This window comes from Pseudonocardia zijingensis (assembly GCF_042657305.1).
Classification (GTDB): domain Bacteria; phylum Actinomycetota; class Actinomycetes; order Mycobacteriales; family Pseudonocardiaceae; genus Pseudonocardia; species Pseudonocardia zijingensis.
Genome location: NZ_JBHSKO010000013.1, coordinates 192872 through 215395 on the forward strand (window position 1 = coordinate 192872; position 22524 = coordinate 215395).

A 22524-nucleotide genomic window follows, 5' to 3' on the forward strand; every position below is an offset into this window, starting at 1 on the left:
GTCCGCCGCGCCGCCGCAGGAGGTTCGTCAGCGATGACCACCAGCCCCGCCGAGCCGGCCCCGGAACCGCAGGTCTCCTTCGACGCCGAACCGGGCTCCTACCGGCACTGGCAGCTCGACGTGCAGGGCGAGGTGGCCTACCTGCGGCTCGACGTCGCCGAGGACGGCGGGCTGGTGCCGGGCTACGAGCTGAAGATGAACAGCTACGACCTGGGCGTCGACATCGAGCTGCACGACGCCGTCCAACGGCTGCGCTTCTCCCACCCGCAGGTGCGGGCGGTGGTGCTCACCAGCGCGAAGGACCGCAACTTCTGCGCGGGCGCCAACATCCGGATGCTCGCCCAGAGCAGCCACCCGTGGAAGGTGAACTTCTGCAAGTTCACCAACGAGACCCGCAACGAGATCGAGGACGCCACGGCCCACTCGGGGCAGACCTGGATCGCCGCCGTCAACGGCACCGCGGCCGGCGGCGGGTACGAGATGGCGCTCGCGTGCGAGCAGATCCTGCTGGTGGACGACAACTCCTCCGCCGTGGCGCTGCCCGAGGTGCCCCTGCTGGGCGTGCTGCCCGGCACCGGCGGCCTCACGCGCGTCACCGACAAGCGAAAGGTGCGCAAGGACCGCGCCGACGTGTTCGCCACCCGCTCCGAGGGCATCCGCGGCAAGCAGGCCGTGGAGTGGCGGCTGGTGGACGAGGTGATCCCCAAGCGGCAGTGGGACGAGACCGTGGCCGAGCGCGCGGCCGAGGCCGCGGCCCGCTCCGCCCGGCCCGCCGACGCCCGCGGGGTGGACCTGCCGCAGCTGCAGCGCGAGGAGACCCCCGACGGCCTGCGCTACCAGCACGTCGAAGCGCGGTACGACCGCGACGGCGGGATCGTCGAGATCACCGTGCACGGCCCGGAGGGCCACGTCCCCGACACCGTCGAACGCGTCCACGAGCTGGGTGCGCAGTTCTGGCCGTTGGCCATGACCCGCGAGCTGGACGACCTCATCCTGCGACTGCGCGCCAACGAGCGTGAGCTCGGCACGTGGCTGATCCGCACGAAGGGCGACGTCGAGGACGCGCTGGCGTTCGAGCGGGTGATCGCCGAGCACTCGCGCGACGACTGGTTGGTCAACGAGATCCGCCACTACTTCAAGCGCGTGCTGAAGCGGCTCGACGTCACGTCCCGCTCGCTGATCGCGCTGATCGAGCCGGGCTCGTGCTTCGCGGGCGCCCTGCTGGAGCTGGCGCTGGCCTGCGACCGGCAGTACATGCTCGACGGCTTCCTCGAGGAGGACTCCCAGGAGGGCGAGCCGGCGCAGCTCGTGCTGTCCGAGAGCAACTTCGGCACGTTCCCGATGGGCAACGGCCTGTCCCGGCTCGCGAGCCGCTTCTACGACGACGAGGACCACGTCGCCAAGCTGCGCCAGGAGACCGGGCGCCGGATCGACGCCGCCGAGGCGCTGGAGCTGGGGCTCGTCACCGACGCCCCCGACGACATCGACTGGGAGGACGAGATCCGGATCATGCTGGAGGAGCGGGCCTCCCTGTCGCCGGACGCGCTCACCGGCATGGAGGCCAACCACCGCTTCGTCGGGCCGGAGACCATGGAGACGCGGATCTTCGGCCGGCTCTCCGCATGGCAGAACTGGATCTTCGTACGACCGAACGCGGCGGGCCCCGACGGCGCGCTGCGCCGGTACGGCACGGGCCGCAGGGCCGACTTCGACCGCAGGCGGGTGTGAACAGCATGTCGATCGACTACTCCGAGAAGATCCCGAACAACGTCGACCTCGCGGGCAACCGCAAGCTGCAGCGGGCGCTCGAGTCGTGGCAGCCCAACTTCCTGAACTGGTGGCGCACGATGGGCCCGGCGGTGCCCACCGAGGACGTCTACCTGCGCACGGCCGTGGCCGTCGGGCGCGAGGGGTGGGCGCACTTCGACCACGTCCCGATGGACGAGTACCGCTGGGGCGTCTTCCTCGCCGAGCGCAACTCCGACCGCCGCATCGCCTTCGGCGAGCAGAAGGGCGAGCCGGTGTGGCAGCAGGTGCCCGGCGAGTACCGCGCCGACCTGCAGCGGCTCATCGTGATCCAGGGCGACACCGAGCCGGCGTCCGTGGAGCAGCAGCGCAGGCTCGGCGAGACCGCACCCAGCCTCTACGACCTGCGCAACCTGTTCCAGGTGAACGTCGAGGAGGGCCGCCACCTCTGGGCGATGGTCTACCTGCTGCACGCCTACTTCGGCCGCGCCGGGCGCGAGGAGGCCGAGGCGCTGCTGCAGCGCAACTCCGGCGACATCGACTCGCCCCGCATCCTCGGCGCGTTCAACGAGGAGACGCCGGACTGGCTGTCGTTCTACATGTTCACCTACTTCACCGACCGGGACGGGAAGTACCAGCTCGGCACGCTGAAGGAGTCGGCGTTCGACCCCCTGAGCCGCACCTGCGAGTTCATGCTCAAGGAGGAGGCGCACCACATGTTCGTCGGCACCACGGGTGTCGACCGCGTGGTGGCCCGCACCGCCGAACTCATGCGCGAGCACGACACCGACGACATCGCGCCGCGCGGCGGCATCCCGCTCGACGTCATCCAGAAGTACATCAACTTCCACTACTCGGTGTCGCTGGACCTGTTCGGCTCCGAGCGCTCCACCAACGCCGCCAACTACTTCACGGCCGGGCTCAAGGGCCGCTGGCAGGAGGAACGGCGCAAGGACGACCACGTCCTCACCGAGGACGCCGCCCACATCGACGTGGTGCGCGACGGCGAGATCACCACCGACGAGGTGTCAGCCCTGCTGGCGCTCAACCACGATCTGCGCCGCGAGTACATCGCCGACTGCGAGACCGGGCTCAAGCGCTGGAACCGCGTGCTGGAGAAGGGCGGGATCGACCGCAGGCTGTACCTGCCGCACGTCGGGTTCAACCGCGAGGTCGGCGTCTTCGCCGACCACCACGTCACACCCAAGGGCGACCTCGTCGGCGAGGACGTCTGGGAGGCCAACCGCGACAAGTGGCTGCCCAGCGAGGCCGACAAGACCCACGTCCGGTCCCTGATGCGGCCCGTCTACGAGCCCGGCAAGATCGCCGGCTGGATCGCGCCGCCGTCGAAGGGCATCAACGACAAGCCCGTCGACTACGAGTACGTGCACTTCCCCTGACGCACACCCCATGGTCTCGTCAAGATCGCCGGTCTGGCGCGTTTCCCGACGCCTCGCGTCGGGTTTTGCGCCGGAGCAATGATCATGCCCTCGTACCTCGGGCTTCCCCGGGGCCTGGGTTCCGCGGTGATCAGGGCCACACGGCGGATCTCACGGCGACCTCGGAGCGCAAATTTCGGCCCATGATCAGAGAGTTGGCGCATTCCCGTGTCGAAAACGCCCGGGAACGCGCCAAACCCCTGATCATGGCCGCAGAACCGGCCGCAGGTTGGCGCCGCGCGCGAAGAGGGCAGGCCCTGGCCTGCTCTCGTGTATGCCCGGGAGGGGCCGCAGATGCTCACGGGTCACGGGGCGCGAAGCGCTCGCGCAGCGACGCCGAAGGCGCCCTTGAGGCGTGAGGAGCGGCCCCGCACGATGCGCGGCGCCATCGGAGGCCAGCCCCGCCGAGCGCCGAGGCCGGGGCCGCGCCTCAGTAGAACTCGACCGTGTCGACCACGTTGCGCATGGGCCTGCCGTCGAGCAGGCGGCCGGCGTTGTCGGCGAAGAGCTCCGCGATCCGCCGGCCCTCCGCCGGGGTGAGGGTGGCGTTGTGCGGGCTGATCACCACGTTCGGGAGGTCCCACAGCGGGCTCGCCGGGTCGAGGGGTTCCTCGGTGAACACGTCGAGCGCGGCGAAGCCGATCCGCCCGTCGCGCAGGGCCTGCACCAGCGCCTCCTCGTCGACGACGGTGCCGCGCCCGACGTTGACGAGCGTGGCGCCGGGCTTGACCGCGGCGAGCACGTCCGCGCTCACCAGGCCCTTCGTGGCAGTGGTGCCGGGCAGCGTGACGACGATGCCGTCCACGCGTCCCACCACGTCGGCGAGCTCGGAGGGGTGCACCAGTTCCGCCACGCCGTCGACCGGCTCGCCGCGCCTGCTCGTGCCGATCACGCGGGTGCCGAACGCCGCGAGCAGCCGGGCCACCTCGCTGCCGATCCCGCCGAGCCCGACGACGAGCACGGTCTGCTCGCGCAGCTGGCCCATCAGCCAGCGGTCGGGCCACAGGTGGCGCGTGGCGTCGGCCTGCAGGCGGGGGAGGTTCTTGGCGCCGGCGAGGAGCCCGAAGAGGGCGTACTCCGCAAGAGGGCCGCCGTGCACGCCCGCCGACGTCGTGAACGTGACGCGCTCGAGCTGCTCCGCCGACAGCGCGGCGGCCTTGACGGAGGCACCGCCGCCCGCGGCCATCGTGTGCACCCAGCGCAGGCGGGGGTTGGCCTCGATGGCGTGCCGCAGGGCGGCCGGGTCCTCCCCGGGGAGGCCGTAGAGCGCGTCGGCCTCGGCGATGAGCTCCGCGAACCGCCGTTCCTGGGCTGAGGTGCGGGTGAACGTGGGATCGCCGTGGTGGTCGGCCGGGTACCGCACCGGGGGCAGCAGGTCCTGCTCGCAGAGCATCTCCACCCTGGGCTCGAGCAGGGAGACGAGATCGCACAGCTCGTCGGTCAGAGGCGTCACCACTGCGACCCGGAGCCGATCACCCACCGGCCCAGCATGCCAAAGGGCACTCAGTCGTCGTCCTCTGCGTCCTCGATCGCGTCCTCCTGCTCCTCGGCCAGCTCCTCCTTCTCCTCGGCCGTGAGCTCGCCCGGGCGCAGCACGTCGATGTCGCTGAACGCGCCGGTGACGTCGACGACGACCTCGGGGCCCGGGCCCGCGCAGGCGAGGTCGCAGTGGGTGTCGCCGAACACCAGCCCGCCGGTGGTGCGTGCCCGCATCCCCTCCGGGACGACCACCCGGACGTCGCTGAACAGCGAGCCGACCTGGATGCGCTCCGTGCCCTCGCCCGCCGTGAGCGACCGGTCACCGAAGATCGCCACGGCGTCGTCGGCGGTGACGACCTGCGCGCCGACGAACAGCGCGGCCGCGGCGGCGAGCACTCCGACCGCGCCCCGGACGAGGCGCTGGCCGCCGGTCCGCTGCTCACCGACCGCGCCCGGCTCGGGCACCGCCACCGTGGGCGCCTCGTCCGGGCCCGGTCGGTACGGGGGCAGGTCGCGGACCAGCTCGTCGAGATCGCTGCGGGTGCGCGCGGCCCAGCACTTCGCGGCGCGCTCGTCGTACTCGATGAGCGTGAGCACGCCATCGGCGTGCGCCTGCTGCAGGTGCGAGTCGACGGCGCGGCGCTCGCGGTCGCCGATGCGCAGCTCCGGTCCTGGCGGTTCGTCCACGCCCCCATCGTGCCGTTACGGGCGGCCTGCTGCGGCAGCGGTCGGCACCGGGGTGTGCCAGTCGATGTGGTGCCCGTGCAGCCACGCGGCGGCCTCCGCTGCCTGCCGGCGCAGGAACAGGGGCAGGAACGCGTCGCGCAGCACCCGGGCGACGGGACCGGCCGCCTTCGCGTTGCTCGACCGGGCGCCGTTCGCCACGACCCGCTCCACGCGCTCACGACGCAGCCCTTCGTACGCCGCGAAGGCGGTGTCGGGGTCGGGCAGGTCGCGCAGGCAGCGGCCGAGCTCGACCGCGTCCTCGATCGCCATCGAGGCGCCCTGCCCGGACGAGGGTGAGGTGGCGTGCGCCGCGTCGCCGACGACGATCATCCGGTCGCGGTGCCACCGGCGCACCGACGGCACGTCGTAGGTGGCCCAGGCCGTGAGCTCGCCCGGCGTGGCGTCGATGATCGCGCACGCCGCGGTGCGGTCGGGGGCGAAGAGCTCGTGCAGCCGCGCGCGCCAGTGCTCCGTGGTGAGCGCGGCGAGCTCGCCCGGGGCGGGCTCGGTGGGCTGCGGCGGGTTGGCGAACCACCAGACCAGCCCGTCCGGCGCCACCGCGTAGCCGAAGAACGCGCGCTTCCCGAAGATCATCTCGAACTCGCCCGGCGCCGCGTCGACGGCGCTCGTGCGGGCGTAGCCGCCGGTGTTGAGCACCGGCACGTACCGGGCGGGCGGCGCCTCCGGATCGATCACCTGCCGCACCCGCGACCGGATTCCGTCGGCGCCGACGAGGAGGTCGGCCGTGGCGGTGGTGCCGTCGGCGAACTCGGCGACCACTCCACCGGGCACCGGCCGGGCGTCGACGAACCGGCGCCCGTGCTCGATCGCGATCCCCCGGCTCCGGGCCTCGTCGCGCAGCACGCGGTAGAGGTCGGCGCGTCGCAGCGTGACGGCGACGGTGCCGTCGGGGAGGGCGAGGCCGGTGCTCACCTCGCCCAGCACCTTGCCGGTGCCGCTGCGGAAGCGCATGCGCGGCGTGGCGAACCCGAGGCCCTCCGGGACGTGGCCGAGGTCGAGGGCGCGCAGCGCGTCGATGCCGTTGACCTGCAGCGTGAGGAACGCCCCCACGTCGTCGGCCGTGCCCTCGTGGGCCTCGTACACGGTGGCCGCGATGCCCGCCCGGCGCAGCGCGATCGCCGCGACCGGGCCCGCGATCCCGGCTCCGATCACCACTGCGGTCCGCATGTCCTACCCTTCCCTCGCAAGTCCGAATATCTCGACAAGTCGAGTATCTCGGTAATCCGAGATGTCTGTCAAGGAGGTCGGGTGTCGGCCGACGAGCTGCGCACCGCCATCCAGCGCTCGACCCTGCGGTTCATCGCGAGCGCCGTGCTGCACAACCACGCCGTGGCGCAGCGGGTGGGGCTGGGCGCGAGCGACTCCCAGCTGCTCTCGCTGCTCAACCTGCACGGCCCGCTCACCCCGGGCCGGCTCGCGGAGCACACCGGGCTCACGACCGGCACGGTGACGGGGGTGATCGACCGGCTCGAGGCCGCCGGGTTCGTGCGCCGCGAACGCGACACCGCCGACCGCCGCCGGGTGCTCGTGACGCCGGTGCCGGAGGCGATGGCCGCGCTGGGCGAGCACTACCGCGAGCACGCCGAGCACCTGGACGCCGTGCTCGCCGCGCGCGACGAGGCCCAGCTGCGCGTGATCGCGGACTTCCTCGCCGATCTCACCGGCTCCTAGGATGGCCGGGGTGTCCCTCCCCGCCGTCTTCGACGCCACCGCCGACGCCTACGACGACGATCCGCACCACCGGCGCATCGCCGAGCTGCTGGTGAGCGGGCTGCAGCCCGCACCGACCCCCGATCTCGTGGTCGACGTCGCGACCGGCACCGGGTTCGCCGCCCTCGCCGCGAGCGAGGTGCTCACGCCGCGGCGGGTGGTGGCCGTGGACATCTCGCCCCGGATGATCGAGGCGGCCGCGGCGAACCCGGGTGCCGAGGCGATCGAGTGGCGGGTCGGGCCCGCGGTGCCGCTCGACCTGCCCGACGGCGCGGCCGACGTGGTGGTGTGCGCGTCCGCGCTGCACCTCCTCGGGGCGGGCGCCCCGCCCGAGTGGCGGCGGGTGCTGCGGCCCGGTGGGCAGGTGGCGTTCAGCATCCCGGTGGCCGCGGACTTCTCCCCCTCGCCCGCGTTCGCCGCGCTGCTGCCCGCCGACCTCCCCGTCCCGGCCGACGAGGAGGGCGCCGCGCGCATCGCGACCGCGGCGGGGTTCGGGTCGGTGCGGGTGACGACCACCGCTCCCCCGCGCCGGTCGTTCCTCGTGTTCGCGCGGGTGCCCGCGTGAGCGCCCGGGTGGTCGCCCTGCGCACCTACCCGGTGAAGGGCTGCGCGGGCACCGCGCTCACCAGCGCGTTCCTCGGCCCGGCCGGGATCGCGCACGACCGGACGTTCATGGTCGTCGACGAGCACGGGGTGTTCCGCAGCCAGCGCCGCGAACCACTGCTCGCCACGATCCGGCCGGAGGTCCTCGACGAGGGCCGCACGCTGGTGCTGCGCGCCCCCGGGGTCGACGCGCTGCGCCTCGCGGTGGACATCGACGGCCCCCGCAGCGCCGTCGAGATGTTCCGCACGCCGTACCGGGGGATCGACCAGGGCGACGCCGTGGCCCGCTGGCTCACGCACGTCCTCGGCGTGCCCAGCCGCCTGGTGCGCGTGCCACCCGAGCAGGACCGCGTCACCGACGGGGAGACGCCCGGGCGGGCCGCGTACGCCGACAGCGGCGCGGTGCTCCTCGCCGGCCACGCGTCCTGGGCCGAGCTGGACCGGCGGATCGCGGAACGCGGCGGCCGGGCCGTCGCCATGGAGCGGTTCCGCCCGAACGTGGTGGTGGACGGCTGGACCGAGCCGCACGTCGAGGACCGGGTCCGCGGGTTCACGGTCGGGGATGCCGAGCTGGCCTTCGCCAAGCAGGCGATCCGGTGCGCGGTGACCACGGTCGACCAGGACACCGGGGAGCGGGTCGGGCCCGAGCCCTTGCGCACGCTCGCGGACTACCGGCGCGTGACGGGCGGGGTCGTGTTCGGCGTGAAGTTCTCGGTGGTCCGCACCGGGCAGCTGGCCGTCGGTGACGACCTGCGCGTGCACCGGTGGGCGGACGAGCCCGCGGACGAGGGCACCGCCACGGCCCCGCGGCTACCGTGACCCCATGAGCACCGCGGCTCGGAACGGCTGGTGGGCCGGCCCGATCCCGACGGTGGTCGTGCCGCTGGCCGTGGGTGCGTTCACGGTGGTCGGCACGTTCCGGGCCGCCGAGGACCAGCCGTTCGCCCGTCCCCTCGACGCGCTCGGGGTGGCACTGCTCCTCATGGGTGCCGCGGCCCTGGTGGTGCGGCACCGCCACCCGGCGGCGGCGCTCGGCACCGCGGCCGTCGCGGCCTGGGTTTACCTCGCCCTCGCCTACCCCTACGGCCCGGTGTTCCTGGCCGGCCTGGTGGCGCTGTGCAGCGCGGTCCTGTCCGGGCACCGGCGCAGCGCCTACCTCCTCACCGGCGCAGCGTTCGTCGCCCTGCTGGTGTTGCACCTGCTGCGCTACCCCGGCGAGCCGCCGCCGCTGTTCGGGGCGGGGGGCTGGCTGTCGTCGCTCGCGGTCGTCATCGCGGTCTGCGAGTGGTGGCGGGCCCGCCGCGAGCGGCTCGCGCAGGTGCAGCTGGCGCAGGAGGAGGCCGAGCGCAGGCGCAGCAGCGAGGAGCGGCTGCAGATCGCCCGCGACCTGCACGACTCGCTCGGCCACCACGTCAGCCTGATCAACGTGCAGGCGGGCGTCGCCCTGCACCTCATGGACGACGACCCGGAACAGGCCCGGTCCGCGCTGGCGGCGATCAAGGCGTCCAGCGGCGAGCTGCTGCGCGAGATGCGGGCCACGCTCGGGGTGCTCCGCGGGGTCGACGAGGGGCCGCCGCGGGCGCCCGTGGCCGGTCTCGCCCGCCTCGACGACCTGCTCGCGGAGAACCGCGCTGCGGGTCTGCCCGTGGACCTCGAGGTCACCGGCCCGCGCCGGGACCTGCCACCCAGCGTCGACCAGGCGGCCTACCGGATCGTGCAGGAGTCGCTGACCAACGTGCGCAAGCACGCGGGCCCGACGGCCAGGGCCACCGTCCTGCTGGGGTACGCCGACGACGGCGTGAGCATCCGCATCGACGACGACGGCCGGGGCGTCCCGGCGTCCGCCGAGCCGGGCGGCGGGAGCGGGCTGCCCGGGATGCGGGAGCGCGCCACCGCGCTCGGCGGCACCCTGTCCGCGGGCCCGCGGCCCGGTGGGGGCTTCCGCGTGGAGGCCCGGCTCCCGGCTCCCGATCGCGCCCCGTCGACGGGGGTCAGCCCGCAGGCGTGAGCGCGGTGATCCAGAGGTTGAGCTGGTCGCGCACCGACCGCAGCTCCGCCACCCACGGCGTGAGGTCCTCCACCGCACGCACCGACCGCAGCACGCCCGTGGAGGGCCGGAACGCGAGCCGCACCGAGGTGTGCACCATCTGGAAGTGCAGCAGCACGAGGTCGGACAGCCGCCGCTCCAGCGAGCCGTCGCCCGCGGACGGCGCGAAGTCCAGCGACCAGCGCCACAGCCGCTGGTACTCACCCGCCACCCGGGCACCCTCCCGGGCGACCGACTGCAGTGGCTCCTCCGGCTCCGCGCACGCCTCCAGGACGGCCTCGGCGCGCTCCTGCAGGAGGATGGCCTGATCGGCGATGGCGAGGAGGGCCAGCAGATCGGCGAGAACGCGTTCCGGACGGTCCGGACTGTTCATCGCTCATCACCTCGCGATCTCCCGGGTAAGTGGCCTGGGTCACGCAGCCTAGTGGCGGTGTGCCACCTGGACGAGTGGTGCTAGCGGGTATTGGTCTTTCCGGCCTCAGCGGGTAGTGGGCGGGCAGGCATAGTGATCGGTTTCCACCCGTTCCATCGCGGCGGATGCGTTCGTGACCAGGGACCGCGCGCTGAAGTAGGCGGCACCGCGCACCTCGGGGTGCTCGCGGTCGAGCGCGATGTGCTCGGTGAGCTCGCCGTCGTCCCACGCGGGGCTGCTGCCCACCTTGTACGCCGCCTGCCCGATGTACAGCTCCACCCCGGTGCCGGCCACGGCCTGCGCCCACCACGGCACGAGCACCGCGTAGTCGGCGCTGGGGTGGCCGATCTCCCAGTAGACCTGCGGCACGACGTAGTCGACCCAGCCCTCGCGCACCCACCGGTAGCTGTCGGCGAAGGTCGTGTCGTACGACTGCGTCCCGCTGGTCGCCGACCCGCGCGGGTCCTGGCTCGCGTTGCGCCAGATCCCGAACGGGCTCACCCCGAAGGCCAGGTCCGGCTCCACCGCCGCGAGCCGCGCGGCCACCCCTTCGACGAACTCGTCGACGTTGTGCCGTCGCCAGTCGCCGACGTCGGGGAAACCCGCGCCGTGGGCGGCGTGGGTGGCGGCGTCCGGGATCTGCTCCCCGCCCGCCGGGTAGGGGTAGAAGTAGTCGTCGAAGTGGATCCCGTCCACCGGGTAGCGCTCGGCCACGTCGGCCACCACGTCGGTCACGAACTCGCGGACCGCGGGCACGCCGGGGTCGTAGTACAGCTGGCCGCCGTAGGAGAACACCCAGTCCGGGTGCACGCGGGCCGGGTGCTCGGGCACCAGCTGCGCCGGGTCGGCCTGCCTGCTCACCCGGAACGGGTTGAACCACGCGTGGAACGCCAGGCCCCGCGCGTGCGCCTCTTCCACGAGGAACGCGAGGGGGTCGTAGCCGGGGTCCTTGCCCTGCTCGCCGGTGAGCCAGTGCGACCACGGCTCGTACGGGGAGGGCCACAGGGCGTCCGCGGTGGGGCGGACCTGCACGAACACGGTGTTCAGGCCGTGGCCGCGCACGTCGTCGAGCAGCTCGCGGTACTCCCGCTGCTGGTCGGCCACCGCCAGCCCCGGCCGGCTCGGCCAGTCGATGGTCTGCACGGTGGCGATCCACGCGGCCCGGGTCTCGCCCGCCGCGCAGGTGACAGGTTCGTCGGCGGGGGCGGCGTGCCACAGCCCGAGCCCGAGCACCACGGCGGCCACACCCGCCTGCACCGTCCGCGCCCGCATGATCGCCAGTATCGGGTGCGCGGGTGCCGGCCCGCCGCACCGCGCGAGCGACACCCGGGATCGTCGCCCGCACGGGGGCACCGTCGCCCGTCCGGTCGCCCGTTTGGCCGCATCGGCCCCGGGTACGCCCGGCCACGGACGACGGGGAGGTCGGACATGGCTGAAGAGTTCCGCAAGGGCGACCGCGTGACCTGGAAGTCGCACGGCGGCACCGCTGAGGGCGTGGTCGAGGAGAAGATCACCTCCGACACCGAGGCCGCCGGGCGCACCGTGCGGGCGAGCGAGGACGAGCCGCAGTACCGCGTGCGGAGCGAGAAGAGCGGGGGCGACGCCGTGCACAAGCCGTCGGCGCTGGACCGCAAGAAGTCATGAGCGACGACAAGGGCCAGGTGCGCACCGACTTCCGCGACGCGGTGAACATGACCGGCCGCGAGCTCGAACGCTGGCTCGGGACCGACGAGTCGAAGTCGGTGGGCGCGTCCGGCAACGGCGGCGAGTCGGTCGGGCACGAGTCCGGGCGGCGGATCGTGGAGCTGCTCGGGACGAAGGCGGACCAGTTCACCGACGACGACTACGCACACATGCGCAAGGTCGTGGGCTACGTGCACCGCCACCTGGCCCAGCGCCCGTCCGAGGAGGACATCGAGGACTCTCGCTGGCGGTACTCGCTGATGAACTGGGGCCACGACCCGCTCAAGGGCTGAGCACCGGCCCCGCGGCGGGCACACTGGCCCGATGGAGCAGCCGACGCCCACCCCGGCCGAGCCGGCGCACCGAACGGCTCCGGCCGACCCGCGGCTCGACCTCGTCGCCGGCACGCTCGACCTGCACCACGGCCGGATGCGGTTCGTGCACCCCCGCGACCCCACCGCTCTGCTCTACGAGGAGGACGTCGCCCGCGACCAGGCCTACCCGCCCTACTGGGCGGAGCTGTGGCCCAGCGGGATCGAGCTGGCCCACGCCGTGTCGGAGCACGACTGGACCGGGGTGCGCGCCGTGGAGCTGGGCTGCGGGCTGGGCCTCCCGGCCGTCGCCGCCGCGCTCGCGGGCGCGCAGGTGCTCGCCACGGACCGCTCGGCCGACGCGCTCACGTTCGCCGCGGTGAACGCCGAGCAGAACGGCACGAGCATCGACACCGCCGTCTGCTCGTGGGACGTCCCCGACGCGCTGGTGGCCCACGGCCCGTTCGGGCTGGTGCTCGCCTCCGACGTGCTGTACGGCCAGCGCAACGTGGACGAGATGCACGCGCTGCTCCCCCGGCTCGTCGGGGCCGGGGCACAGGTGTGGATCACCGACCCGCAGCGCCCGCTCACCGGGGAGTTCCTCACGGCCGCGGCGCGCTGGGCGTCGGTGCAGAGCGCGCCCACCCGCCTGCCGACGGTGTGGCTGCACCGGCTCACGCCGACGGGCTGACCCGCGGCCGCGACAGCCCGTACCCGACGAGGATCGCGGCGGCCACGAGCGACTGCCCCGCCACCAGCGCGACGCCCACCCCGGCGAGCCCGAGCAGAGGCATGAGCACCAGCGCGGGCGGGATGACCAGCACCGCGACCACCGCGGGCACCCCGACCAGCACGGCGCGCCGCTGCTGCACCCGGGCACCGAAGAGCGCCGCCGTGATCACCGCGTTCGGCACCGCGGCGAGCGCGGCGAGCGCGAGCAGCGCGGTGCCGGTGGCGGCGTAGTGCGGACCGAAGATCGAGAGGATCGGCCCGGCACCCGGCACCACGACGAGCGCCGCGGGCCCGATCAGGGCGAGCGAGCGCGTCACCGTGCCGCGGCGGGCGGCGTCCAGCGCCGCGGGGTCGGCCGCCACGTGCGCCACGAGCGACTGCCCCATCCCGTGGGACACGAGGTACAGCCCGTACGCGATCGCCCACGCCACGCCGAACGTCGCGGCCTGCTCGGCGCCCAGCGTCACGAGGACGAGCAGGGGGAGGCCGAACTCGACGGCGTTGGTGAACAGGCCCCCGGTCCAGTCGGCCGACGCGAACCGGGCCACGGCGCGAGGTCCCACCGGCGACGCGGCCTGCGGCCCACCCGCGGGCAGGACGCGCAACAGGTAAGCGGTGATCGCGAGCACGACGAGCGCGGTGGCGACCATCCACGACACGGCGATCGCGACGCCGAAGGCCAGCAGCGCCCCCACCGCGAGCAGGCCGATCTTCAGCAGGGAGAACACCAGGTTCTCCAGCGGCACCACCGTGGCCCGCCGGACCGCCGTGAGCACGTAGTCCTGCACGACGAACACGGTCCAGACCGGCGTGGACAGCACGAAGAACAGCACCAGGGGCGCGGCACCGACGGCCTCCTGCAGCTCGGGCGCCCACCACCCGGCGCCGAGCGCGAAGACGCCACCCGCCGCGGCGGCGGCCCCGGCGCCCACCGCGTAGCAGGTGAGCACGAGCCGGCGCGCCGAGCGCCCGGCCACCGGGACGAAGCGCAGCAGCGCGTTTCCCAGGTTCAGCTGCGCGGACACCGCGATCAGCGTCATCGTCGAGATCAGCGTGTTGTTGACGCCCACGACGCCGGGCGGGAACAGCCGGGCCGCCGCCACCCAGTAGATCAGCCCGATGACGGAGGTGAGCCCCGAGCTGAGCACGAGCGCGAGCCCGTCGCGGTGCTGCGGGGCCCTCCAGCCGGCGAGCACCCCCCGCAGGCGGACGAGCAGGCCGGGCGCCTGCCCGTCAGGCATCGCCCGCGTGGTCGGCGGCCCGGGTGGGGACGTCCGGGTACTCCGGCGCGAGCGGGGTGTTGCCGAGCACGATGTCGGCCGCCTTCTCCGCGATCATCAGCGCGGGCGCGTAGGTGTTGGCGTTGGTGATCGACGGGAACGCGGCGGCGTCGACCACCCGGAGGCCGTCGAGCCCGCGTACCCGCATCGTGGCCGGGTCGAGCACCGCGCCGTCGTCGGTGCCCATCCGGGCCGAACAGGACAGGTGCAGGCCCGGCTGCGCGGTGCGCGCCACCCACTCCATGACCTCGTCGTCGGTGCGGACGTCGGCCCCGGGCAGCCACTCGCCGCCGTCGAGGTGGCTCATGGCCGGCTGCGCGAGCAGCTCGCGGGCCGTCCGCACGGCGGCGAGCCAGCGCGTGCGGTCCTCGGGGCCGGACAGGAACTCCAGCCGCACCGCCGGGTGCGCCGCGGGGTCGGCGGACCGGATCAGCGTGGACCCGCGCGCCTCGGAGCGCATCACCTCGACGTGCATCTGGTAGCCGTGCTGGTCGACCGGCATCGACCGCTCCTCGCTCTGCATGGCCAACGGCGCGAGCACGAAGAACAGGTCGGGATGGGACTGGTCCGGCGAGCTGCGGGCGAACCCGCCGACCCGCATCGGGTTCCAGGCACCGGGGCCACGGCCGAACAGCAGCGCCTCGGCCACGATCCCCGGCCACCGGGACTTGCGCCGGACCGCGGCCATCGACACCGGCTGCAGGCAGGTGTGCTGGATGTGCACGGCGAGGTGGTCCTGCAGCGACCGCCCGACGCCCGGCAGGTCGTGCACCACGGGCACCCCGAGCGCCTGCAGGTGCGCGGCCTCGCCGATCCCGGACAGCTGCAGGATCTGCGGGGAGCCGATCGCCCCCGCGGACAGCACGACCTCACCGGCCCGCACGAACGTCTCGGCGCCGCCGTGGCGGAACCGCACGCCGACGGCGCGGCCGCCCTCGACCTCGACCTTCGTGACGAGCACCCGGGTGCGGACGTCGAGGTTGGGCCGCGTGCGCACCGGCCACAGGTAGGACCGCGACGCCGACTCGCGCCGCCCGCCGCGGACCCCCTGGTCGAGCGGCGCGAACCCCTCCTGCCGGGATCCGTTGGTGTCGGGCAGCACGGCGTGCCCGGCCTGGCGCGCCGCGGCGAAGAACGCCTCGAATATCGGGCCGTCGACCGGGCTCGGGGCCAGCGCGTGCGGCCCGCCGCGCCCGCGGAAGGCGTCCTCGGCCTCGCCGACGCGGCCCTCCAGCCTGCGGAAGTAGGGCAGGCAGTGGGCGTAGTCCCACGCCTCGGTGCCGGTCTCCTGCGCCCACCGGTCGTAGTCGGCCCGGTTGCCCCGGGTGTAGAGCATCCCGTTGATGCTCGTGGAACCGCCGAGCACCTTGCCCCGGGGGTGCTCGATCCGCCGGCCCTGCAGCAGCGGCTCCGGCTCGCCGACGTAGCGCCAGTCGTGGGCGGAGCTACCCACCGGCACGCCCATCGCGAGGGGCAGGTGGACCGCGAGGTCCCACCAGTGGTCCGGCCGGCCGGCCTCGAGCAGCAGGACCCTGTTGGCGGGGTCGGCGCTCAGCCGGTTGGCGAGCACGCACCCCGCTGCGCCGGCGCCCACGATCACGAAGTCGTACGGCTGCTCGGACGTCAGCTCGGCCACGAGCGCCAGGCTAGCCGGGGCGGCGGGAGGCGAACGGCGCGTGCCGGGCGGGCGAACACCGGGTGGCGCGCACCTTGCGCCGGGCGATTGTGACCGGCATCACGTCAACCGCGGGTCCCCGTCGAGCGGACCCGTGCGTCCCCCTCGCGTCACGCTGGACGGCGTGCCGGGGAACCGGCAGGAGGACGAGGGACACCGATGCGATACGCACTGTTGATCAACGAACGGCCCGGGGCCGACGACGGGCTCGACCCGCAGGAACGCGCGGCCCTCACCGCCGAGTACCTGGAGATCCGCGCCGACCCGCGCGTGCTCACCGGGGAGCGGCTGCAGCCCGCGGAGACCGCCACCACCGTGCGGATGGCCGATGAGGAGGTCCTGCTCACCGACGGCCCGTTCGCCGACACGAAGGAGATCTTCGGCGGGTACTTCCTCGTGGAGGCGCCTGACCTGGACAGCGCGCTCGAGCTGGCCGGCCGCATCCCCGCGTTGCGCTCCGGCGGGTCGGTGGAGGTGCGCCCGCTCGTCGAGTACGCGCACGCCCCGTGATCGACGAGATCTTCCGGGCCGAGTGGGGCCGGGTCGTCGCCTCCCTGGTCGGCTTCTGCCGCGACGTCGACGTCGCGGAGGAGGCCGCCCAGGAGGCGTTCGCACTGGCCGCACAGCGGTGGGGCCGGGACGGGACGCCCGCCGAGCCGCGGGCGTGGCTCGTGGCCGTCGGCCGCAACAAGGCCCTCGACCGGCTCCGCCGCGAGCGCAGGCTCGCCGAGAAGCTGCAGCTCCTCCCGCCGCCCACGGAGACCGTGATGCCCGCGACCGCCATCCCCGACGAACGCCTCGAACTGATCTTCCTCTGCTGCCACCCCGCGCTCGCGCCGCAGGCGCGGGTGGCGCTGACGCTGCGCGCGGTGGGCGGGCTGTCCACCGCGGAGATCGCGCGCGCGTTCCTGGTACCCGAGGAGACGATGAAGCGCAGGCTCACCCGTGCCCGCACGAAGATCAAGGCGGCGGGGATCCCGTTCGCGGTGCCCGGCGAGGACCTGCTGCCCGCCCGCCTCGGCACCGTCCTCTCCGTGCTCTACCTGATCTTCAACCAGGGGTACGGCGACCAGCGCGTCGACCTGGCCGCCGAGGCGATCCACCTGGCCCGGATGCTGGCGCAGCTCATGCCCGGGGAGCCGGAGGTGAGCGCCCTGCTCGCCCTGATGCTGCTGCACGACGCCCGCCGCGACGCCCGCACCCGCGACGGGGAGCTCGTGCTGCTGGCCGACCAGGACCGCTCCCGCTGGAACGCCGCGCAGATCGAGGAGGGACGCGCCCTGCTGCGCGGTACCGACGGCCCGTACGCCGTGCAGGCCGCGATCGCCGCACTGCAGACCGAGGAGCCGATCCGCTGGGCGGCCGTCGCCGACCTCTACGCCCGGCTCGGCGAGCTCACCGGTTCCGCCGTCGTCGAGCTCAACCGCGCCGTCGCGGTGGCCGAGACGGCAGGCCCACGCGCCGCGCTGGCGATCGTCGACGCCGTCGCACCCGCACTCGACGGCTACCGCTACCTGCACTCCACGCGGGCCGAACTGCTGCGCCGCATCGGCGACCCGGACGGCGCCTGCCGCGCCTACCGCCGTGCCCTCGAGCTCACCACCACCGAGCCCGAGCGGCGGTTCCTCGAACGACGCATCGCACACCTCTGACATCAGGGCTGGTCCACGCGGCCCCGAGGTGTGATCATCGGTCGCATTCGAGAGCGGGGAGCTGCCATGGCGCATCGTGAGGAGACCGGCTTCATCAGGGCGCTCGGGCGCTGGGACACCCTCGCGGTCGGGTTCGGCGCGATGATCGGCTTCGGCTGGGTCGTGCTGGTCGGCGGGTGGCTCGAGGACGCGGGCACCCTGGGCGCTGCGCTGGCGTTCCTGGCGGGCGGGCTGGTGATGACGCTGGTGGGGCTCGCCTACGCCGAGCTCGTGTCGGCGATGCCGAGGGCGGGCGGCGAACACAACTACGCGCTGCGCGCGCTCGGGTCGCGCCCCGCGTTCGTGACGTCGTGGGCGATCGTGCTCGGGTACGTCTCGGTGGTGGCGTTCGAGGCCGTCGCGCTGCCCCAGACCGTCCTCTACCTCGCCCCGGACATGCTGGCCGGGCGGCTGTGGTCGGTGGCCGGGTACGACGTGTACGCCACGTGGGCGCTGGTCGGGGTCGTCGGCGCCGTGCTGATCACGTGGATCAACTACGTCGGGATCCGGCCGGCGAGCATCGCGCAGACCATCGCCGTCGCGTTCCTGATCGGGGTGGCCCTCGTCCTGCTCCTCGGCTCGTTCGTCGGCGGCGAGGCCCGCAACCTCGAGCCGTGGCTCACCGGCGGCCTGGCCGGGTTCGTCGGGGTGCTCGTCGCCACGCCGTTCCTGTACGTCGGGTTCGACGTCATCCCGCAGTCCGCGGAGGAGATCAACCTGCCCCAGCGGCAGGTGGGCAAGCTGCTCGTCCTGTCCGTGCTGATGGCCACCGCGTTCTACGTCGTGGTGATCGTGAGCGTCAGCTCGTCGATGCCGCACTCCGAGCTCGCCGCCGCGGAGCTCGCCACCGCCGACGGCATGGCCGCGCTGTGGAACAGCCCCGTGATGGGCGACGTGCTCATCCTCGGCGGCATCGCAGGCATCCTCACCAGCTGGAACGGCTTCCTCATCGGCGCCAGCCGGATCATCTACGCGATGGCCGAGTCCGGCATGCTCCCCCGCTGGTTCGCCTACCTGCACCCGCGCTACCGCACGCCCACCCACGCGATCCTGGCCGTCGGCGGGCTGTCGGTGCTCGCTCCGCTGTTCGGGCGGCAGATGCTGGTGTGGCTCGTCGACGCGGGCGGCATCAACATCGTGATCGCGTTCTTCCTCGTCTCGCTGTCGTTCCTGGTGCTGCGCCGCCGCGAGCCGGACATGCCGCGCCCGTTCCGCGTGCCCGCGGGCCCCGTGGTCGGCTGGGCGGCGGCCGGGCTGAGCCTCGTGCTCGCGGTGCTCTACCTGCCCGGCATGCCCGCGGCGCTCGCCTGGCCCGCCGAGTGGCTGATCGTCGGGCTCTGGTGGCTGGTGGGCCTCTGGTTCGTGCTGCGCCTGCCGCGGGTCACCCCGGGGCCGGACGCCGAGGAGCGGCTCGTGGCGGCCACCCAGGGCCGATGACCGCCGTCGACCCCTCCAACGCCGACGCCGCCGCCGCGTGGGACGGCCCAAACGGGGACGTCTGGGCCGAGCACGCCGACATGTTCGACAACGGCGTGGCCCGCTACCTCCCGCCGTTCCTCGACGCCGTGGCGCTCGAACCCTCCTCGCAGGTGCTCGACGTCGGCTGCGGCAACGGCATCACCACCCGCGAGGCAGCGCGGCGGGCCGCCCACGTCACGGGCGTGGACCTGTCGACGCGGATGCTCGACCTCGCCCGGCGCCGCGCCGCGGCCGAGGGCCTCACCAACGTCTCGTTCGTGCAGGCCGACGTGCAGATCGCCGACCTCGGGGATGCCCGCTACGACCGGGTGATCAGCCGCAACGGCGTGATGTTCTTCGGCGACCCGGTCGCCGCCTTCGCCAACCTCGCCCGGACGCTGCGGCCCGGCGGACGCCTCGTGCTGCTGGTCTGGCAGACCATGGCCGACAACCCCTGGTTCACCGCGTTCCGCGACGCGATCGCCGTCGGCAGGCAGCTCCCGGTGCCGCCGCCGGACGGGCCCGGCCCCTTCGCGCTGGGCAGCCCCGACCGCGTCCGCACCCTGCTCACCTCGGCGGGCTTCGCCGAGCCGGACCTCGTCGGCCTGCGGGAGCCGATGTACTACGGCCCCGACGCGGCCACGGCCCAGCGGTACCTCAGCGCGATGCTCGGCGGCCTGCTCACCGAGCTCGACGACGGGCCCCGCGCCGACGCCGACGCCGGCCTGCGCGCCGAGCTGGCGGCGCACCTCGGGCCGGACGGCGTCACGTACCCGTCGGCGATGTGGATCGTGACGGCGCGGCGCAGGTAGGTTCTGACCATGATCGCGACGGGGCGGGTGGTACGAGTACTGGTGGGTGGCCTGGCCGCCGCAGCTCTCCTGGCCGGGTGCTCCGCCGAACCGGCACCCGCACCCGCGGAGGCGCCCGCTCCGCAGGGGAGCGTGCTCGACGCCGTGCTCGAACGCGGCGAGATCAAGGTCTGCAGCACCGGCGACTACCGCCCCTTCACCCACCTCGACGAGGCCACGGGCACGTGGGAGGGCATCGACGTCGACATGGCGGGAGACCTCGCCGCCGACCTCGGGGTGCGCCTCACGCTCGTGCGGACCACCTGGGGCACCCTCGTGGACGACCTCGGCACCACCTGCGACATCGCCATGGGCGGCATCTCCGTCACCACCGAACGCGCGAAGCGCGCGTTCTACAGCGACTCCTACCTCATGGACGGCAAGACGCCGATCACGAAGTGCGAGAACGTGGCCCGCTTCCAGACCGTCGAGCAGATCGACCAGCCCGGCGTGCGGGCGGTGGTCAACCCGGGCGGCACGAACGAGCAGTTCGCGAAGACCAACCTGAAGCAGGCCACCATCGTGCCCCACCCGGACAACAACACGATCTTCGATGAGATCCTGGCCGGGCGCGCCGACCTCATGATCACCGACGCCACCGAGACCCGGTGGCAACAGCAGCAGCACCCCGAGCTGTGCGCCGTGCACCCCGAGGCGCCGTTCACCTTCTCCGAGAAGGCCTATCTGCTGCCCCGCGGCGACGTCGTACTGCAGGAGTGGGTGAACGGCTGGCTGCGCATCGCCCGCGCCGACGGCACCTACGACGGCTTCGCGCGCCCGCGCCTCGGCTGAAACTCAGACGCTGCGCAGCACCGAGACGATGACGCCCAGAACCACGGCCTCGTCGCCGTCGATCACCTCGTAGGCCGGGTTGCGCGGCTCTAGGTAGACGTGCCCGTTCCGCCGCCGGTACACCTTGACCGTGGCCTCACCGTCGATCATCGCGGCCACGATCTGACCGGAGTGGGCCTCGGACTGCTGGCGCACCACCACGGTGTCGCCGTCGCAGATCGCGGCGTCGACCATCGAGTCGCCGCGCACCCTCAGCGCGAACACGGTGCCCCGGCCGGCGAGCTCGCGCGGCAGCGTGAGGACGTCGTCGACGTGCTCCTCGGCGAGGATCGGCGTGCCGGCGGCGATGTCGCCCACCACGGGAACGGGCACCGAGTCGCCACCGCCCGCGGCCTGCGGCTCCTGCAGGAAGGCCCGCACGTCGATCGGCCGCGACACCGCGGTGCCCCGCCGGAGGAACCCCTTCTCCTCCAGGCTCGCCAGGTGCCTCGACACCGCCGACGCCGACCGCAGCCCCACCGCGGACCCGATCTCGCGCGTGCCGGGCGCGTAGCCGTGCCTGCCCACGAAGTCGCGGATGGTGAGCAGGATCCGCTGCTGTCGAAGAGGCAGGTCGGAGGCATCGAGGAGATCGAAGTGATCCACAGGCAGATGCTAGGCGACTGCCCTGACACACCGTGGAGCTACCAGTGCCCCCGGTGCACGACCTCCTCCACCGTCCGGCGCCCCCTCCGCAGCGAGGGCGAGCGCACGTCCTCCCCACCCGGGAAACCCACCGACACGCACCCCACCGGCGAGTACGCCTCCGGCACGCCGAACGCCGACCGGAACCCCTCGACCCGCCCCGGCGGGATGCCGAAGAAGCAGGCGCCCAGCCCTTCGTCCACGGCCGTGAGCAGCATGAGCAACGCCGCCATCCCCGTGTCGACGTCCCAGTACGGCACCGGCCAGCGGCGCTCGTCGCGGTCCTCCCAGCCCTTGTCCGGCTCGGCGTAGCGGTCCAGGTAGGCAGCCTTGTGCGACAACGGCACGATCAGCAGCGGCGCCCGCCGCATCCGGCTGAGCCAACGGTCCGGCGCCCCCTCGCCCGCCGTGGCGGCCCAGAACCGCTCCCGCTCCTGCGGCGACTCCAGCACCAGGAACGCCCACCCCTGGCTGAACCCCGCCGAGGGCGCCCGGATCGCGTGCTCCAACAACCGCTCCCGCACCTGCGGCGGCACCGGGCGGTCGGGGTCGTAGTCCCGCACCATGCGGCGGCGGCGGACGACATCGGCGAACTCCACGCGCCCAGCCTGCCTCACCGCGCGCCCCCGGCCCGCTCGGGACGATCGCCGGGCCGGCCACCGCGGCCTCACCGCCGCCCGGCCTCCTGGTGGGGCCGCGCATCCTCCAGGTATCGAGGGCTGACGGACCCACGGGAGGTTCCGCGGAACCCACCGGAGCGACCCACGCCGGCCGGGGCCCTCCCGGCGGCGCCGCCGCATCGCACCGGTCAGCCCGAGCGCCCAGGCCGGGTTCCGCGGAACCCACCGAGCGATCCCACGTCGGCCGGGGCCTCCTGGTGGCGCCGCGCATCGTGCGGGGCCACCAGGAGACTGACCCCCTTGGAGGGGCGGAGCCGGAGGTTTCGCGGCGATCAAGGCGAAATGGTCGCTCCCAGAGATGGCGGTCTCAACTGGTTGTTGCAACGAGCAGCTCGTCGAGTGCCTGGGCGGGATTCTTCCATCCGAGGGTCTTGCGGGGGCGGCCGTTGAGTTCGTGGGCGACGGTGTCGAGGTCGGCCTGGGTGTAGGCGCGGAAGTCGGCGCTGGTTTTGGGGAAGTACTGGCGTAGCAGCCCGTTGGTGTTCTCGTTCGACCCGCGCTGCC

The 22524-nt window shown here is 73.6% G+C and carries 24 protein-coding genes; 14 read left to right on the forward strand and 10 right to left on the reverse strand.

The window, feature by feature from the left end:
- Window positions 1-33: 33 nt before the first annotated feature.
- Together boxC and boxB are read left to right on the forward strand one after the other, a co-directional pair.
- Window positions 34-1728 (forward strand): 2,3-epoxybenzoyl-CoA dihydrolase, encoded by a 1695-nt coding sequence (boxC, locus tag ACFPL3_RS24430; RefSeq protein ID WP_343946396.1) that lies wholly within the window; start codon window positions 34-36, stop codon window positions 1726-1728.
- 5 nt (window positions 1729-1733) lie between these two features.
- Window positions 1734-3146, forward strand: a complete 1413-nt coding sequence (gene boxB / locus ACFPL3_RS24435) for a benzoyl-CoA 2,3-epoxidase subunit BoxB (protein ID WP_343946397.1) — start codon at window positions 1734-1736, stop codon at window positions 3144-3146.
- A 469-nt stretch (window positions 3147-3615) separates the two neighbouring features.
- On the opposite strand, the gene ACFPL3_RS24440 is transcribed toward boxB, so the two are convergent.
- Genes ACFPL3_RS24440 through ACFPL3_RS24450 form a run of 3 tightly spaced genes read right to left on the reverse strand, consistent with a single transcriptional unit; the run spans window position 3616 to window position 6578 of the window.
- Window positions 3616-4665, reverse strand: a complete 1050-nt coding sequence (locus ACFPL3_RS24440; protein ID WP_343946398.1) for a D-2-hydroxyacid dehydrogenase — start codon at window positions 4663-4665, stop codon at window positions 3616-3618.
- 23 nt (window positions 4666-4688) lie between these two features.
- Window positions 4689-5351, reverse strand: a complete 663-nt coding sequence (locus tag ACFPL3_RS24445) for a DUF1707 SHOCT-like domain-containing protein (protein WP_343946399.1) — start codon at window positions 5349-5351, stop codon at window positions 4689-4691.
- Window positions 5352-5366: 15 nt separating this feature from the next.
- Window positions 5367-6578: an FAD-dependent oxidoreductase gene (locus ACFPL3_RS24450; protein WP_343946400.1), complete on the reverse strand. Its 1212-nt coding sequence runs from the start codon at window positions 6576-6578 to the stop codon at window positions 5367-5369.
- 81 nt (window positions 6579-6659) lie between these two features.
- On the opposite strand from ACFPL3_RS24450, the gene ACFPL3_RS24455 reads away from it, so the two are divergent.
- Genes ACFPL3_RS24455 through ACFPL3_RS24470 form a run of 4 tightly spaced genes read left to right on the forward strand, consistent with a single transcriptional unit; the run spans window position 6660 to window position 9732 of the window.
- A complete protein-coding gene (locus ACFPL3_RS24455; RefSeq protein ID WP_343946401.1) occupies window positions 6660-7082 on the forward strand; it encodes a MarR family winged helix-turn-helix transcriptional regulator in 423 nt (140 codons plus the stop codon).
- A gap of 1 nt (window position 7083) precedes the next feature.
- Entirely contained in the window at window positions 7084-7686 is a 603-nt protein-coding gene (locus ACFPL3_RS24460; protein ID WP_379589665.1) for a class I SAM-dependent methyltransferase, read from the forward strand.
- Window positions 7683-8543: an MOSC domain-containing protein gene (locus ACFPL3_RS24465; RefSeq protein WP_343946403.1), complete on the forward strand. Its 861-nt coding sequence runs from the start codon at window positions 7683-7685 to the stop codon at window positions 8541-8543. The genes ACFPL3_RS24460 and ACFPL3_RS24465 overlap by 4 nt, the downstream gene beginning before the upstream one ends.
- Before the next feature lie 4 nt (window positions 8544-8547).
- Entirely contained in the window at window positions 8548-9732 is a 1185-nt protein-coding gene (locus ACFPL3_RS24470) for a sensor histidine kinase (protein ID WP_343946404.1), read from the forward strand.
- Here the strand turns inward: ACFPL3_RS24470 and ACFPL3_RS24475 are convergent.
- Both ACFPL3_RS24475 and ACFPL3_RS24480 read right to left on the reverse strand, forming a co-directional pair.
- Complete coding sequence (locus ACFPL3_RS24475; protein WP_343946405.1) at window positions 9716-10144, reverse strand: hypothetical protein; 429 nt, start codon at window positions 10142-10144, stop codon at window positions 9716-9718. The genes ACFPL3_RS24470 and ACFPL3_RS24475 overlap by 17 nt on opposite strands.
- Window positions 10145-10249: 105 nt before the next feature.
- Window positions 10250-11455 (reverse strand): glycoside hydrolase family 10-like protein, encoded by a 1206-nt coding sequence (locus ACFPL3_RS24480; RefSeq protein ID WP_343946406.1) that lies wholly within the window; start codon window positions 11453-11455, stop codon window positions 10250-10252.
- Window positions 11456-11611: 156 nt separating this feature from the next.
- Here ACFPL3_RS24480 and ACFPL3_RS24485 point away from each other — a divergent pair, with 156 nt between their 5' ends.
- Genes ACFPL3_RS24485 through ACFPL3_RS24495 form a run of 3 tightly spaced genes read left to right on the forward strand, consistent with a single transcriptional unit; the run spans window position 11612 to window position 12868 of the window.
- Entirely contained in the window at window positions 11612-11827 is a 216-nt protein-coding gene (locus ACFPL3_RS24485; protein WP_343946407.1) for a hypervirulence associated TUDOR domain-containing protein, read from the forward strand.
- Window positions 11824-12159: a DUF3140 domain-containing protein gene (locus ACFPL3_RS24490; RefSeq protein WP_343946408.1), complete on the forward strand. Its 336-nt coding sequence runs from the start codon at window positions 11824-11826 to the stop codon at window positions 12157-12159. The genes ACFPL3_RS24485 and ACFPL3_RS24490 overlap by 4 nt, the downstream gene beginning before the upstream one ends.
- 31 nt (window positions 12160-12190) lie before the next feature.
- Complete coding sequence (locus ACFPL3_RS24495; protein ID WP_343946409.1) at window positions 12191-12868, forward strand: class I SAM-dependent methyltransferase; 678 nt, start codon at window positions 12191-12193, stop codon at window positions 12866-12868.
- On the opposite strand, the gene ACFPL3_RS24500 is transcribed toward ACFPL3_RS24495, so the two are convergent.
- Together ACFPL3_RS24500 and ACFPL3_RS24505 are read right to left on the reverse strand one after the other, a co-directional pair.
- Window positions 12852-14150, reverse strand: a complete 1299-nt coding sequence (locus ACFPL3_RS24500) for a lipopolysaccharide biosynthesis protein (RefSeq protein ID WP_343946410.1) — start codon at window positions 14148-14150, stop codon at window positions 12852-12854. The two genes, ACFPL3_RS24495 and ACFPL3_RS24500, sit on opposite strands and share 17 nt — an antisense overlap.
- Window positions 14143-15825, reverse strand: a complete 1683-nt coding sequence (locus ACFPL3_RS24505; protein WP_343946411.1) for a choline dehydrogenase — start codon at window positions 15823-15825, stop codon at window positions 14143-14145. Before ACFPL3_RS24505 ends, ACFPL3_RS24500 begins: the two co-directional genes overlap by 8 nt.
- Before the next feature lie 198 nt (window positions 15826-16023).
- Between ACFPL3_RS24505 and ACFPL3_RS24510 the strand changes: the two genes are divergently transcribed.
- The 5 genes from ACFPL3_RS24510 (at window position 16024) to ACFPL3_RS24530 (ending at window position 20656) form a co-directional block, all read left to right on the forward strand.
- The gene (locus ACFPL3_RS24510; RefSeq protein WP_343946412.1) at window positions 16024-16374 is read left to right on the forward strand and encodes a YciI family protein; all 351 of its coding nucleotides are present in this window, start codon (window positions 16024-16026) and stop codon (window positions 16372-16374) included.
- A complete protein-coding gene (locus ACFPL3_RS24515; protein ID WP_343946413.1) occupies window positions 16371-17516 on the forward strand; it encodes an RNA polymerase sigma factor in 1146 nt (381 codons plus the stop codon). The genes ACFPL3_RS24510 and ACFPL3_RS24515 overlap by 4 nt, the downstream gene beginning before the upstream one ends.
- Window positions 17517-17582: 66 nt before the next feature.
- Window positions 17583-18992, forward strand: a complete 1410-nt coding sequence (locus ACFPL3_RS24520) for an APC family permease (RefSeq protein WP_343946414.1) — start codon at window positions 17583-17585, stop codon at window positions 18990-18992.
- A complete protein-coding gene (locus ACFPL3_RS24525; protein ID WP_343946415.1) occupies window positions 18989-19825 on the forward strand; it encodes a class I SAM-dependent methyltransferase in 837 nt (278 codons plus the stop codon). The genes ACFPL3_RS24520 and ACFPL3_RS24525 overlap by 4 nt, the downstream gene beginning before the upstream one ends.
- A gap of 9 nt (window positions 19826-19834) precedes the next feature.
- The gene (locus tag ACFPL3_RS24530) at window positions 19835-20656 is read left to right on the forward strand and encodes a transporter substrate-binding domain-containing protein (protein WP_343946416.1); all 822 of its coding nucleotides are present in this window, start codon (window positions 19835-19837) and stop codon (window positions 20654-20656) included.
- 3 nt (window positions 20657-20659) lie between these two features.
- Here the strand turns inward: ACFPL3_RS24530 and lexA are convergent, their stop codons facing one another.
- The 3 genes from lexA to ACFPL3_RS24545 form a co-directional block, all read right to left on the reverse strand.
- Window positions 20660-21301 (reverse strand): transcriptional repressor LexA, encoded by a 642-nt coding sequence (gene lexA, locus ACFPL3_RS24535; protein ID WP_343946417.1) that lies wholly within the window; start codon window positions 21299-21301, stop codon window positions 20660-20662.
- Between the two features lie 38 nt (window positions 21302-21339).
- On the reverse strand, window positions 21340-21939 hold the full coding sequence (locus ACFPL3_RS24540) for a nitroreductase family protein (RefSeq protein WP_343946418.1): 600 nt from the start codon (window positions 21937-21939) through the stop codon (window positions 21340-21342).
- Between the two features lie 388 nt (window positions 21940-22327).
- The coding region (locus tag ACFPL3_RS24545) for a transposase (protein ID WP_379589666.1) at window positions 22328-22524 on the reverse strand (197 nt) is incomplete at its 5' end.

What these genes read in the sequence shown, in the direction of transcription:
- ACFPL3_RS24520 (WP_343946414.1), top strand. Translation starts at nt 17,583, where the DNA reads ATGGCGCATCGTGAGGAGACCGGCTTCATCAGGGCGCTCGGGCGCTGG.
- ACFPL3_RS24485 (WP_343946407.1), top strand. Translation starts at nt 11,612, where the DNA reads ATGGCTGAAGAGTTCCGCAAGGGCGACCGCGTGACCTGGAAGTCGCAC.
- ACFPL3_RS24475 (WP_343946405.1), bottom strand. Translation starts at nt 10,144, where the DNA reads ATGAACAGTCCGGACCGTCCGGAACGCGTTCTCGCCGATCTGCTGGCC.
- boxB (WP_343946397.1), top strand. Translation starts at nt 1,734, where the DNA reads ATGTCGATCGACTACTCCGAGAAGATCCCGAACAACGTCGACCTCGCG.
- ACFPL3_RS24450 (WP_343946400.1), bottom strand. Translation starts at nt 6,578, where the DNA reads ATGCGGACCGCAGTGGTGATCGGAGCCGGGATCGCGGGCCCGGTCGCG.
- ACFPL3_RS24480 (WP_343946406.1), bottom strand. Translation starts at nt 11,455, where the DNA reads ATGCGGGCGCGGACGGTGCAGGCGGGTGTGGCCGCCGTGGTGCTCGGG.
- ACFPL3_RS24530 (WP_343946416.1), top strand. Translation starts at nt 19,835, where the DNA reads ATGATCGCGACGGGGCGGGTGGTACGAGTACTGGTGGGTGGCCTGGCC.
- ACFPL3_RS24460 (WP_379589665.1), top strand. Translation starts at nt 7,084, where the DNA reads ATGGCCGGGGTGTCCCTCCCCGCCGTCTTCGACGCCACCGCCGACGCC.
- boxC (WP_343946396.1), top strand. Translation starts at nt 34, where the DNA reads ATGACCACCAGCCCCGCCGAGCCGGCCCCGGAACCGCAGGTCTCCTTC.
- ACFPL3_RS24500 (WP_343946410.1), bottom strand. Translation starts at nt 14,150, where the DNA reads ATGCCTGACGGGCAGGCGCCCGGCCTGCTCGTCCGCCTGCGGGGGGTG.
- ACFPL3_RS24490 (WP_343946408.1), top strand. Translation starts at nt 11,824, where the DNA reads ATGAGCGACGACAAGGGCCAGGTGCGCACCGACTTCCGCGACGCGGTG.
- ACFPL3_RS24495 (WP_343946409.1), top strand. Translation starts at nt 12,191, where the DNA reads ATGGAGCAGCCGACGCCCACCCCGGCCGAGCCGGCGCACCGAACGGCT.
- ACFPL3_RS24525 (WP_343946415.1), top strand. Translation starts at nt 18,989, where the DNA reads ATGACCGCCGTCGACCCCTCCAACGCCGACGCCGCCGCCGCGTGGGAC.
- ACFPL3_RS24510 (WP_343946412.1), top strand. Translation starts at nt 16,024, where the DNA reads ATGCGATACGCACTGTTGATCAACGAACGGCCCGGGGCCGACGACGGG.
- ACFPL3_RS24470 (WP_343946404.1), top strand. Translation starts at nt 8,548, where the DNA reads ATGAGCACCGCGGCTCGGAACGGCTGGTGGGCCGGCCCGATCCCGACG.